This window comes from Halorubrum sp. CGM4_25_10-8A, from assembly GCF_005435025.1.
GTDB classification, from domain to species: domain Archaea; phylum Halobacteriota; class Halobacteria; order Halobacteriales; family Haloferacaceae; genus Halorubrum; species Halorubrum ezzemoulense.
The window spans coordinates 1-12389 of the sequence record NZ_SGTX01000019.1; the positions used below are offsets into that span (position 1 = coordinate 1).

Genomic DNA, 12389 nt, shown 5'->3' on the forward strand with positions numbered 1-12389 from the left:
AGTCGTACTCGGTGAGGAATTTGTTGAGAGCGCGTTTGTCTCCAGCTGGAAGGACTTCGCGTGAGATGCCTGCCACGGTCTTGTTGCTGGCCGCAACAAGACCGGTGGCGTAGGTTTTCGCGTGATGGCGTTGAGCTGATGACAGCGATTCGAACTCGTCAAACACACGCGTACACGACAAGAAGTCCGTAATCGGCATCATCCGTCTTCACTACCGCCTACGTCACGCTCCTACTTCAACGTTCAAAGCTGAGTAATTAATTTCAACCGATGCTTTGTCCGTGTATGGGTTCACCGCTCTCCCGTCGTCGAGTGCTCCACCTTTGTAGTGTGACGAGCATCGCGGCGTTCTCTGGCTGTCTCGCTGACCCGGGAGACAACGGTGGCTTACTAGAGATTCTTCGCACAGATACACCAGACGGAGCAACGGTGACGCCGTCGAGTGATGAACGACTTCGTTCCGTCGAGCCGATTCGAACAGCGCTCAGCCGTGCAGCGGAGCGTTCGGTCGCCGACCAGCGCCTCGACAGGTCGAAGTTTTCGGACGTCAGAGCGGCGCTCTCTCCGCTACCCTATTATGACCGTAGCGACCCGCAGACCGACGGAACTCTCCCCTCTGGAATATACCTTCGTCACAACGGCTCGACGTACGTCGCCTCACTGTGGCCCTACTGTACCGATTCGATTCTCGGAAGCGCAGAGAGTGAGCAAGGCGACTACGGCCGGGGTGGATGTTTAAATCCCGAGGAGCGTCCCGGCGACTCCTAACAGGGTCTTCATAACCATCGCTCCCCGAGTTCTGTAAGCTACGGACTCGCTGAGCAAAGTGGCTGAACCGCTACGGGGCAACCCTTATTGTATTAGACCCGCGCTCTGTAGCTACCGATTCAACTGGTTCAGTAACAACCATTCTCTCGTGACCGACTCGCGCGCTGTATTCATTACGGCTCCAAGAATATATCATCAGTTGAGGATTTCAACAGAGACATTTGCGGCGAAATGATTTAGCGGATATCTCTGAAGTGGTCAGTGGTAGATCGTCAGGAGAAAATCGCTCTTATGTAGAACTACGGAAAGCCCCTATAACAAGGCAGTCAATGGTGATATCGACGGATGCGCCTGTGAGATTCAGCGATCTAATGATCCCGAATGTATGAGCGGCCTGTTCCAAGCCTTGCTTGGACAGGCCGCGGAACTTCCGCAGCCACGGTTGAACAAGCGAAAACAGGCATTCTGCCTGATTGATGTGGACTCCGTCAGGCGATACGTACCTCTCTTTGTGGACGACCGTTCGGTGATCCCGATCCATCTCGCGGTACGCTTGGAGTCCATCTGTCCAGACCTCTCCCAGCGGCTGGGAGAGGTCTTCAGCTTCCTGAATCACTGGCTCAAGATCACCTTCGTAATCGATACCGCGCTGTCCACGAATCACACGAAGTGAGTCGCGGCACGCCGCGACGAGCGTCAGCTGGTCACCGTGACGCCCTCGCCAACGTGATCGGCCAGTGCGCGACGAGCCGCCGCGAGAACGGCTGTTTCGCGGCGGCTCTTGACCTTTGTAACCAGAACAGACTTTGCCAGATTCGTCGACCTGTGTCGGTCCATCGACGGTCTGATTAAACAGTTCCCAGGTGAGGGGGAAGCCGCGCTGAACCGCGGCTTCCGCCTCCCGAATCGCTGTGTGAATGGTTTTGTAAGCACGACCGAGCAGCGGCGCAATCTGGTTGATGCTCAGCAGTGTATCTGCGTAGAGGGTGAAAGCGAGAAGCACCTCTCCTGCGGTGAGGTGCTTCTCGTGAAATGGCGTTCCATGGGTGTATACTGGCTTAAATTCGCAATTACGACACCGAACTCGGTCGTGTTTCTCCCACGTCATAATGCTCTGGTGACCGCAGCGAGGACAGGATGTATTCTCCCAGAACCGCTTGAGTCGCCGCTCGATGCGCGCATCGAGCGGCTCGGTGTTGATCTCTATGACTCCTAGCTCGATCAACTGCCGAAACATCCCGCCGAACGCTGGCTGAGCAGAAGGCATATTGCCAGATTAGAACTGTCTGAGTGTAATTATACGGGCTTTCCGCGTTTCTACATAAGAGCGACACGAAGCGACTGACGATGTCTCCCAAGCCACCGACGCCACCGGAAGACCTCCCGACAGAGATCGTTGACACACTCAACAGCTACTCGCCAACGGATCTCCGATACGTCGCACGCTACGCCGAGGCGCTCGCATCGCACAAAGCACGTGGCGCTCAGCCCGACGAGGAGTCAGCTGACGACCAAAATGAAGAGCGACCTGATGATATCCCAGATGACGTCCCCGCCAAAGCGACGATCACGATCAAGGCGATCAATGGTAACCGCTACTACTACTGGCAGTGGCGGGAAGGGGAAAAGATCCGCTCACAATACAAAGGGCCAGTCGACGCGGACGAGTAGCTTCTGACAAGTATACTGGGCAGCGTGTCATAGAATACGTCTCACGCCCTCTACCTGAGGATTATACAGCCCTAAATTCACTCCTAAGACCGTGATTCCTCCATTCAACGGTTCTGTTCAATCTCTAGACTGCAAATTATACCCATCGAGAACTATTGTATGACAGGCTCATACTGGGACTTAGGTCAGTAGAGCCGTCCATGCTCTCCGGACAAATTCCTCGATAATCTGGTGTTTTAGCCCTTCAAAAACGAGATCACACATCGATAGAGGGGTGTATACTCGATTTAATGGGAAGTTACTTAATAGGGTCAACAGGTGAGACGCATATCTTCTGTGGTTTGATAACAGACACACCGAACACATCGATAGAGGGGTGTGTGCTCAGGCTAACGGAAAACAGTATTTAATCTGTAGATTGAGTCGAAATAAAATCCAGGTTGTATCGTGGTAGCAGGCTGTTTTGAACACATCGATAGAGGGGTGTGTACGTGAACTAACGGGATATCATGAGCAAGGGGCCTAAGACTAGCGTACAGAATGACAATTGTTTCTTGATACAACCCTAGGGAACACATCGATAGAGGGGTGTATACGCAAACTAATGGACACAGTATCAGGTCTACTCGATCCTGAATGGATCTGGAGGGCGACGAACGGTGATCTTAGTGAGAGTCACCCCTACGTCTGGTTGCGAATTTGAGCTTCAACGACGGAGTTGACCTCATCTTCGGAGACCGCCTCAATGCGCGAATCCTCTCGAAGTGTTTCCAGAATTGTTTCTGGTCGCTCTCCGAACTGGAACTCAAGGAACATTCCAGAGCTCGGGCCGTGGCTCCGACGTTCGAAGTCGACCAGCGAATAGGTTGTGAGCTCTTTCATTTTATTGACGTACGTTTCTTGGTGGTACTGATCAGCGTCGATGGCGTCAGTCAGGTACTGGTACACACGGTAGCCGGTCGTGCTTCGAGCAGACCCGCTATCGGTTTTGGAGGCGACGGCTGCGGTTGCGTATAAGCAGAGCTTCTTTTGTGTACTAATACCACGGACAACCTCAAGCACCCGATTCTTTTCGACTTTGGCTTGTGCGGTACGGACGTGTTTTTCTCGAACGCGAGTGTCACCTTCCCGTTCAGCTAATTCACCGGCAACACGCATGAGATCAATCGCCTTCCTGGCGTCACCATGAGTTTGTGCGGCGAATGCCGCCGCAAGTGGGATGACAGCCTCGTCGACGACATCTTCGTGGAAGGCATCTTGCCTGCGTCGAAGAATCGATTGAAGTTGATCGGCATCGTAATCGTCGAAATGGACATCTTCGGGAGTAAACGAGCTAACTGCGCGACTCCCAACAGATTCCATCATCTTCGTGTCGTTCGAGATCGCAACGACCGAGATATACGCGTTTAGGTCGTCGTTCGTCCCAGCCCGAGAGAGCTGATATAGTAGTCGCGAGAACGCGGGCTCTTGTTTGTCCCGTCGTCCAACGAGCATGTCCAGTTCATCGAGGACAAATACGACGGAGTCGAAATGCTCGTTAACGATACGGTAGAGTTCGTCCCATTTCTCCTTCGTCGCGACGCCGTGTTTAGGAACCTCGACAGCAACCCCCGCTTCATCGGCAGCCTGTTGGACGAGCTCATACACGGCGATACCCAGCGTATCCAGATCTTGGCAGTTCACTTCGATTGTGCCGAACTGGATATCTCGGCTTTTACAGATCCGGCTGATGTTATGGCAAACGGCCTTTGTGATCAGCGACTTGCCCGTTCCGGACGGGCCGTAGAGGAACAAATTTGGCGGTCGGTTGTCTCCAAGCGCAACACGGAGCATTTTGGTGACCTCCTGGAGTTGCTCGTCGCGACCCACAATGCGGTCCTCTTCGACGACGTAGTTAGGATCAAGTAGCGCTCGTTCTCGAATTAGCCCCTTCTGGTCATCAAACTCGAGAAGCATATCCTCGATCGACTGGGAGGGCTCCTCAGAATCAGAATCGCCCTTGGACTGTGAATCACCAGTTGTGACGTGAGACGTATTCGACAGCTCTGCTTGAGCCGTTGTCTCATCCTCCGGCGATCCCGACTTCTCTAAAGGATCATCGGAGTCGTCAATACCCATACGCACACTGATACCGCCCTGTATGAAAAAGGTTCCCCACCTCTATCGAAGTGTAATTAGACGTTTGAAACCGCACAATACCGTATTAATCGCGTGAGAACAGTGATAACGGGGTAACTACCAGTAGCCGGTGACGATGTGTTCACGATCGCACGCTCGAAGACACACACCCCTCTATCGATGTGTTCGATGTCTTCGCAGGGTGGGGTGATTTGCTGGCTGGTTCAACTGGCGTATTCGAGGTAGTCACGTCTTGTTCGTCTAAATCGAACGAACCGTGCTCTCGTATGTTCTGAACGATTCGTTCTATTCTCCTCATTCTCTCTTCTTCTCTTCTTCAACTAACACAAACACACACACCCCTCTATCGATGTGTTCGATGTGTTCTGACAGCATGTATTCTGTGGCTTTCACAACGACAGCTCTGTGCCGCTAGCTCCCTTACAATACCCGACGTATAACAGTTCAAGACGCCGATTTTGGGCTCTATCGACAATTACAGCTCAGATCTCACTAGTATCGCCTCGACGACGAGTGAGCGGAACACATCGATAGAGGGGTGTGTCTCTTTCGCCTCAAAGTGACGCCTGTTGTATGAGAATTTTACTCTAACCGTGATTCAACTTCTAGCTTATCTAACAGCACCGAACGTCGAGAACACATCGATAGAGGGGTGTGTAGTCCGCAACGTGCTAGCTGCTACACTCACATCTGGTGTTGTAATTTCATGAAGCCGCCGCGGCCGGTGATGTATTGCTCGACCGCGGGCCAGGACAGTTCTTCGAGTTTGTGTGTGTCAGTCATTGATCCTCGTGGTTGTCGCTCACTTTCTCGTCGAGGCGGTCGGCTTTGCGGTCGTCGGCTGTCCGTTTGCTAGGATTACCGTATCCGCCGCCGCCAGGAGTCCGGACTGTGATGGTTGTACCTGCCTCTACCTCTCGAGTAGTTTTGGCGGGTAACGGCTCACCATTAGCGAGGTTCTCACCCGCTGCCCCGGGCTCGCCGCCCGCAGCGCCCTGTGGACGACGACGACGGCGCTCAGTCAGCAATGAGACTACTGCCTCGGTCTCGATGGTTACTGACCGAACCAGTCCCAAGCCGCCGCGGTACTGCCCGTCGCCGCCACTACCCTCACGGAACCCGTATTGTTCGACTGTGAAGGGATACTCAGCTTCTAGTACCTCAATTGGTGTGTTTAGCGTGTTAGTCATCCCAACTTGGACGCCGTCCATCCCGTCTTTGTTGGGTCGTGCGCCGAATCCACCGCCGATAGTCTCGTAGTATGTGAACCCTCCACGATCGCGGTTCCCAATAATAACGTTGTTCATGGTCCCCTGCGATGCTGCTGGCACACGTTCAGGGGCAGCCTCGGCGAACGCCGCGAACACCACGTCGGTGAGTCGTTGGCTGGTTTCAACATTGCCCCCAACGACCGACGCCGGTGGTGTCGGATTCACGACCGTTCCCTGTGGAGCGGTAACAGTGATGTCGGCGTAACTCCCATAATTCGGGGGAATCTCGGGGTCAGTGATACACCGAACTACAAAGTACACCGCGCTCTTCGCCACCGACAGCGGTGCGTTCATGTTGCCGGCACACTGGTCGGCGGTCCCTGTGAAGTCAACTTCGACTGTGGCCCCATCGACGGTGATGGACACCCTAATCGGTATCTCTGCGTCGCTCACGCCGTCGCCCTCAAGCACATCATGGGCCTCATAAGTTCCATCGGGGAAAGCAGTCAACTCATCTGTCATCCGGGCCTGAGAATAGTTGATAACCGCGCCGAATGCCTGGTTGACTTGGTCGCGTCCGTGCTCGTCGATAAGCGAGCGCAATCGGTCTTCAGCACGATCGTGGGCCGCAAGCTGTGCGCGAAGGTCTGCTCGCCGTTCGGTCCTGTTACGTACGTTCGCTAAAATCATCGCCAGCAGATCCTCGTTCAGCTCGCCTCCGGAGCGGAGCTTGACCGCGGGGAGGCGTAACCCCTCTTGGTAAATATCAGTAGCGCCGGCGGGCATGCTCCCGGGAGTCATCCCACCCATGTCCGCGTGATGCGCCCGTGTTACGGCGTAGCCGATGACATCTGATTCTGTTGCGATTGGTGAGACAATCGTCACGTCCGGGAGATGGGTCCCTCCCTCGAACGGGTCGTTCAGGATGTACGCATCACCCGGCTCGGGATCCTTTGCGGTCACGGCGGCAACGGCGTCCGGCATCGCGCCGAGATGAACCGGAATGTGCTCTGCTTGTGCGACCATCCGGCCGTCAGCATCGAACAGCGCAGTAGAGCAATCTTGCCGTTCCTTGATGTTCGGCGAGTAGGCACTTTGTATAAGTACCTTCCCCATCTCCTCAGCAATGCTCTCAAGTTTATTTCGAAACACCTCAAGCGTCACTGAGTCGATACTTTCGGCTGTCGAGTCGTCAACCGTCATCGTTGTACCTCCGTGAGTGCGAGCGAGCCGTTCTTTTGTACAGTTGCCTCCCACTCGGGAGGAACAACAGTCGTGCTTTCGTCTTGTTCGAGCACGGCTGGGCCGTCGATTGTGGTCCCGCTCGTCGTTGGTCGACGGTAGACAGGAGTTGTGTACTCCGTACCGTTGAACACGGCAGTATGCTCTGCCACTTTCTCGAAGGTTTCTTCTGTGAGCTCAGTCGCAGAAGCGCTCCGTGGGATCGTCGCGGTGACTCGGAGATTTACCACTTCAACTGGTTCCTCGGCCGTATAGCCGTACACTCTCTTGTGGGCCGTCTCAAATGCGGTCCGAAGTACGTCAGTCTCGATAGGCTGCTCCACGTCGACCTCAAGTTCGAAGCTTTGCCCCCGGTAGCGGAGGTCAGCTGAACACTGAAGCGATATGTCACCTGCGCTGCGGTCGGACGGTAGTTCGGCCGTAAGTTGCTCGTACACCGTCTTAAGTTCTGTTCCCATTGTTTCCGACAGAGGCGTTTGATACGTTCGGACAGCGTCGTACGTCTCGTCGGCGTCGAGCAGACCGTACGCCGATAGCACGCCGCAAACGTGAGGAACAACGACGGTTCCGATGTCAAGATCATTCGCGAGCGCCGCGGCGTGTACAGGACCTGCACCGCCGAATGCGGCGAGACCGAACTCGCGGGGATCGTGTCCTCGTTCTACAGTGACTGAGCGGATCGCTCGAGTCATATTGGTGTTCGCAACGCGGAACACGCCTTCTGCGGCCTCTCGTGCGGAGTCGAGATCAGCTTCGTCCGCCAGTCGTTCAAGCGAATCAATAGCGGCATCCACGTCGAGCTTGAGTTCCCCGCCTAGTTGCGTCTCCTCGCTGAGATAGCCCAGCACGAGGTTTGCGTCCGTCACCGTTGGCTCTTTGCCCCCATGACCGTAGCAGGCAGGCCCTGGCTTCGAGCCTGCTGACCGAGGTCCTACGCGGAGTGCGCCACCAGCGTCGACCCACGCGATGCTCCCACCGCCAGCTCCAACAGTCGTCACATCAACCATCGGAACGCGGATTGGGTGGCCATCGATCTCACTTTCTGTGGTCCGCTCCACGCTGCCATCTCGAATGAGGCTCACGTCGCTCGACGTACCGCCCATATCGAATGTAACGAATCCCTCAAATTCGTCTTCTCCTACCGTTGTCCCATTTGCTCCAACGACGCCCGCCGCGGGACCAGATAGTACAGTTTGAACGGCGTGGGTACGAATCTCACTTGCCTCGGCGATTCCACCGTTGGACTGCATGATTCGGGGCTGAGGCAGCCCCAGATCGCTAGCACGCTCCGCTAACTGTCCGATGTAGGAGTCGATCACCGGCGTAACGTACGCGTCAACGGCTGCTGTTGATGTCCGCTCGTACTCGCGGAACTCGTTGAGAACCTCATGAGAGGCCGACACCGAGACATCGAGTGCCTCCCGAAGCCGCTTGGCTACGAGCTGTTCGTTGCTCGGATCAACGTATGCGTGAAGGAAAGAGACAACGATGCTCTCGACATTCCGCTCGCGTATTTGCTCTATAAGATCATCGATCACGTCCGCGTCGGGCACCGTTCGATCGCCCTCTATCGTTGTCCGCTCTGGAAGCTCGAACCGGTTCCGACGCTGTATCAGTGGTGTCGGCTTCTCAGCGTCAAGATCGTAGAGATCTGGACGCGTCTGCCGACCCACTTCCAGTACGTCACGGAAACCGTCCGTGGTCACGAGTGCCGTTTCGGCGCCGTCAGCTTCGAGCAGGGCATTGGTCGATACCGTCATCGCATGTGAGAAATCGGTGATCTCGGACGGGTCAATTCCTGCGTCCTTACAGGCCTGCTGGATCCCACGGATGACACCCTCGCTCTGGTCTGTCGTCGAGGGAACCTTTGTCGTTGTGAGCGTGCCCTCTGCGATGAGTACCACGTCGGTAAACGTACCGCCGACATCAACGCCGACGGCCGTCGTCATTGTTCCTCGCTCGACCGAGCACCGCCCCATCGATTTATGCCAACCATTGAGCGTCTGTCGGCCCGTGTGCCGTGCTTCATTGATATGTTGTACCAAGGATCTCTCCTAGAAAAGAGTAATTAAGATGGGAGCATACTCTGTGTAAGCTAACCCACGGCTAAAGCCGTGGGCTTTCAGCGTGGACTCCCGCTCTGGCCGACATTTCGGCAGGAGGGTCATACTCTCCATTCGCGTTCAGCGTCCCGCTGTTCAACCGCACGCCTACGGGTGCGCCTCCACCAGAGCCAGTTTGGTTCCGGCGGAGATACCGCAAGCCGATGTTCTTGGCGGCGTTGTAGTCGGCGTGGTTCTCGTACCCGCATTTCAGGCACTCGAACTCTTCGCCGTTACGGTTGTCGGGGTGCGTGAACCCACACGTCGAACACCGCCGTGACGTGTTCTTCGGGTCAATCTGCTCCACGTTGATGCCGTACTCGGCTGCTTTGTACTCGACGTACTCGAACAGGCGGTTGAATGCCCACTTGTGGCCCCACGACGCACCAGTGCGCTCACGGATGTCGGTCAAGTCCTCAAACGCTATCACCGAACAGCTGTACTCGCGGGCTTCAGCTACCAACTCGTTCGAGATGCGGTGGAGCGTGATTTTGAACCGACCTTCCTCTTTCCGACCGACCGATTGGATGTTCTCATGCGCCCACCGCGTGCCGTGTTCCTGTAAGTCACCACGCCGTTGCTCGTATTCGCGCCGCCAGTGGTCGAACTCGTCACCCGTCCAGAACGTGCCAGTCGAGGCAACTACAAGACTGTTCACGCCGAGGTCAACCCCGAGAACCGTTCCGTTCTCGGTGGCTGTCTGCTCCGCCGTGTCAGACTCCACTTCCATCTTGCAGTGGATGTGAAGCATCCAGTCGCTGTCCCGGTAGTGTAACTCCGCCCCTGTCGTCTCGTACTCATCTGAGAAGAGGTATTCCGCGTGGGGCGTGTCCTGTTCGTCGTCAGGAAGCACGTAGTCGGCTTCAATCCGTCCGTCTGTGGTGGCGAGGCTGACGTACTCGTCGTGGAAGGTGGCGGTGCGGTGGTCGTAGACGACGTGTGGACTGGTGAAGTGCGGCATCGACGCCTTCTTCCCCTGTTTCCACTTCTTGACCACGCCCTTACAGGCGTCAGCGGCCTTGTTCCGGGCGGCTTGGACGTGGTTGCTGTGTAACGCCGTCTCGTCGCGCACGTCTTCGTAGGTGTCGTCGTGGAGCGTAGTTTTGCTCGTGGTGACGTATTCGCCTTCGAAGGCGTGGCGAGTTACGTAGTTAGCGGCCCACAGGAACTCGTCGACGGTGTCTTCGATGAGTGCGGCGTCGTCACTATCCACGGCGAGTTTCACCGGAACAGTGCGCCGCTTCTCCATACATCATACGTACTGCCAATAATTCAAAACTATTGGGGAGTCGGCCCTGTCGTAGTCGGTGGATTGTTGCACGGAGCGTACGCGCTTCCTCCCACCCCTGAAGGGGTGGGTTTCCGCGCTGTTTCCGCTATGATTCGGCCAGAGCGGGAGTCCACGCTGAAAGCCCACGACTTTAGTCGTGGGTTAGCTTACTTTGATCCGACACCTCACGCCATACTCCGTCCGGGAGCCACGGGGCCGTAGAATTGCCCGTGGAATCCGAACGGGAGACGATGCGGGAGCTCGGCTCGGCCGAGTTCCCCGAGCGTCTCGGCGTTGAGACAGACCAACCGGGAGCGGTCTGCCTCGGGATCTAATACGACCGAGAGCAGCACCCCGTCGTCCTCGTTTTCTGCCTCAGGCGCGGGGACGAACAGCGGTTCGCCTGGATGAGTACCTGACTCGCGCCAGCGGTGGGCCGTGCCGGTGTCGACGTCCACCTTCGTGATATCTGTCGGTAGACTTGACGCTCCGTCAGTTTCGGCGAGGTAGACGTATCGGTGGGGTGTACCGTTAACCGCTCGGTAGTTGATCACTGGGAATTCAACTGGACCACGGTGGAGTGGCTCTCGAGTTGCCTCACCGCCGGACAACGGTACCGTGTACCGACACAGGTCGCCTCGTGGAAGGTCCGGATCGTCGCTCCGGAGGTTTGACAATGCGAGTCCGGTCACTGCTCGATCATCGTCGAACGCAACTACATCGACGACGAGCTCGCCATCACGCTCGAACGCGTTCGCGTGGTGATAGATGAACGCCGGTGACGCCGACGCGGTTGCCACGTGTTCACCGGTCGAGCGATCGAGGATGACGAAGCGGAGGGGCGTCGACAGTGGCTGAAACGCGTCAAGGAACGTCTCCTTCGTTACGGTACCTTTGAGGAGCTGCGTGGTATCCAGCCCGTACGCGTTTACCGTCACGACGACGTGCTGGCCGGTCACAGCGAAGGAATGAATGTACGGTGCCTCATCGAACTGAAGCCGACTCAGTGGGGTCGGCGTCCCACCGTCTCTCGGCCGCTTGAACACCGTATACACCGTGTTGCGACCATACGACACCCCCAGATTGATGAACTCTTCCGCGACAGGGTCGTAGTGAACATGAGCGAGAGTCAAATCGCAGTCCAATCCAGCCGTGAGATCGATTCGCCCCGTCGTTTCGAGCGTGTCAGGGTCGAACGTCAGTGCTGTCGGTGACTCAGTAACCGCCGCGAATTCGTCGCCGAACCGCTGGATACCGATGACTGGGTTGTCCGGAAATGTCCCATCGAGAACTTGACGCAGTCGTGTCCAGACCGATCGATCGGGAGGTGTTCCTGGGAACGGGGTTCGGACGCCGCCATGATCCTGTGCGAATGCGTAATCCCGGCTCTGGACAAATTTGTTCGCGTACCTAACCTCACCGTTGTCAATCCGAAAGCGCCGGAGCATGGCGAACGGGTCGAACCAGTGTCGCAGCCCTGTGTCGCCGGCCTCGAACTGTCCCGGCCCGTTCCCGATGAGATCCCCAGAGAGCCAGTCTGGAAACTCTCCGGTAGTGGGTAACTGTTTGTCCTCAATCTCTTCACGCTGCGTGCGGAAACCGGCGCGATAATCTCTGTGTTCGCTCATACGACCCATTGGAACTGATGTGGCCTATTATCATCGGTAGTTGTGTAGCTCAACCGTGGCGCTGCGAGCAGCATCTCATATCTAATGCGAATCTACTAACTGCCTAAATTTAAACGAACCCTCATAACAAACAGAACCACGATATGCTAGCTTCGCGTTGGTTGAAATCAAGCTAGATATCTCTCACTTATGCCAATAGATAGCCAACGTACACTTGACAGTCTACATACTATATGTCGTTTGTTCGCATGTAGGCCTCAGGAGTCAACACTGTAGCTAGCAATAAAAATGAAATCGTCGGAATGGTCTCTGCGACAGATCTCACGGCGCAGCTAACATACGTGGGTAGCAGTGGAAC

General features: G+C 55.9%; 7 protein-coding genes and 1 pseudogene. 1 reads left to right on the forward strand and 7 read right to left on the reverse strand.

From position 1 onward, the window contains the following. Both EXE52_RS15300 and EXE52_RS15305 read right to left on the reverse strand, forming a co-directional pair. Nucleotides 1–202: pseudogene (locus EXE52_RS15300) on the reverse strand (IS701 family transposase); the annotation flags it as partial. 855 nt (nucleotides 203–1057) lie between these two features. Next, nucleotides 1058–2035, reverse strand: a complete 978-nt coding sequence (locus EXE52_RS15305; protein WP_089309380.1) for an IS1595 family transposase — start codon at nucleotides 2033–2035, stop codon at nucleotides 1058–1060. Nucleotides 2036–2115: 80 nt separating this feature from the next. Here EXE52_RS15305 and EXE52_RS15310 point away from each other — a divergent pair, with 80 nt between their 5' ends. Continuing rightward, nucleotides 2116–2439 (forward strand): hypothetical protein, encoded by a 324-nt coding sequence (locus tag EXE52_RS15310; RefSeq protein ID WP_085682831.1) that lies wholly within the window; start codon nucleotides 2116–2118, stop codon nucleotides 2437–2439. 681 nt (nucleotides 2440–3120) lie between these two features. Here EXE52_RS15310 and EXE52_RS15315 read toward each other — a convergent pair. From EXE52_RS15315 to EXE52_RS15335, 5 genes are all read right to left on the reverse strand, one after another. Continuing rightward, nucleotides 3121–4557: an orc1/cdc6 family replication initiation protein gene (locus tag EXE52_RS15315; RefSeq protein WP_345775823.1), complete on the reverse strand. Its 1437-nt coding sequence runs from the start codon at nucleotides 4555–4557 to the stop codon at nucleotides 3121–3123. 800 nt (nucleotides 4558–5357) lie between these two features. Further along, nucleotides 5358–6992: a hydantoinase B/oxoprolinase family protein gene (locus EXE52_RS15320; RefSeq protein WP_089309379.1), complete on the reverse strand. Its 1635-nt coding sequence runs from the start codon at nucleotides 6990–6992 to the stop codon at nucleotides 5358–5360. Next, nucleotides 6989–8980, reverse strand: a complete 1992-nt coding sequence (locus tag EXE52_RS15325) for a hydantoinase/oxoprolinase family protein (protein ID WP_137703861.1) — start codon at nucleotides 8978–8980, stop codon at nucleotides 6989–6991. The genes EXE52_RS15320 and EXE52_RS15325 overlap by 4 nt, the downstream gene beginning before the upstream one ends. 157 nt (nucleotides 8981–9137) lie before the next feature. Then, complete coding sequence (locus EXE52_RS15330) at nucleotides 9138–10382, reverse strand: RNA-guided endonuclease TnpB family protein (protein ID WP_089309377.1); 1245 nt, start codon at nucleotides 10380–10382, stop codon at nucleotides 9138–9140. Nucleotides 10383–10588: 206 nt separating this feature from the next. Continuing rightward, a complete protein-coding gene (locus EXE52_RS15335; protein ID WP_089309376.1) occupies nucleotides 10589–12031 on the reverse strand; it encodes a carotenoid oxygenase family protein in 1443 nt (480 codons plus the stop codon). Nucleotides 12032–12389 lie beyond the last annotated feature (358 nt).

Bases quoted from the DNA above. Each gene is read 5' to 3' on its own strand.
- EXE52_RS15310 (WP_085682831.1), top strand. From the start codon at position 2,116: ATGTCTCCCAAGCCACCGACGCCACCGGAAGACCTCCCGACAGAGATC.
- EXE52_RS15325 (WP_137703861.1), bottom strand. From the start codon at position 8,980: ATGACGACGGCCGTCGGCGTTGATGTCGGCGGTACGTTTACCGACGTG.
- EXE52_RS15320 (WP_089309379.1), bottom strand. From the start codon at position 6,992: ATGACGGTTGACGACTCGACAGCCGAAAGTATCGACTCAGTGACGCTT.
- EXE52_RS15305 (WP_089309380.1), bottom strand. From the start codon at position 2,035: ATGCCTTCTGCTCAGCCAGCGTTCGGCGGGATGTTTCGGCAGTTGATC.
- EXE52_RS15335 (WP_089309376.1), bottom strand. From the start codon at position 12,031: ATGAGCGAACACAGAGATTATCGCGCCGGTTTCCGCACGCAGCGTGAA.
- EXE52_RS15330 (WP_089309377.1), bottom strand. From the start codon at position 10,382: ATGGAGAAGCGGCGCACTGTTCCGGTGAAACTCGCCGTGGATAGTGAC.
- EXE52_RS15315 (WP_345775823.1), bottom strand. From the start codon at position 4,557: ATGGGTATTGACGACTCCGATGATCCTTTAGAGAAGTCGGGATCGCCG.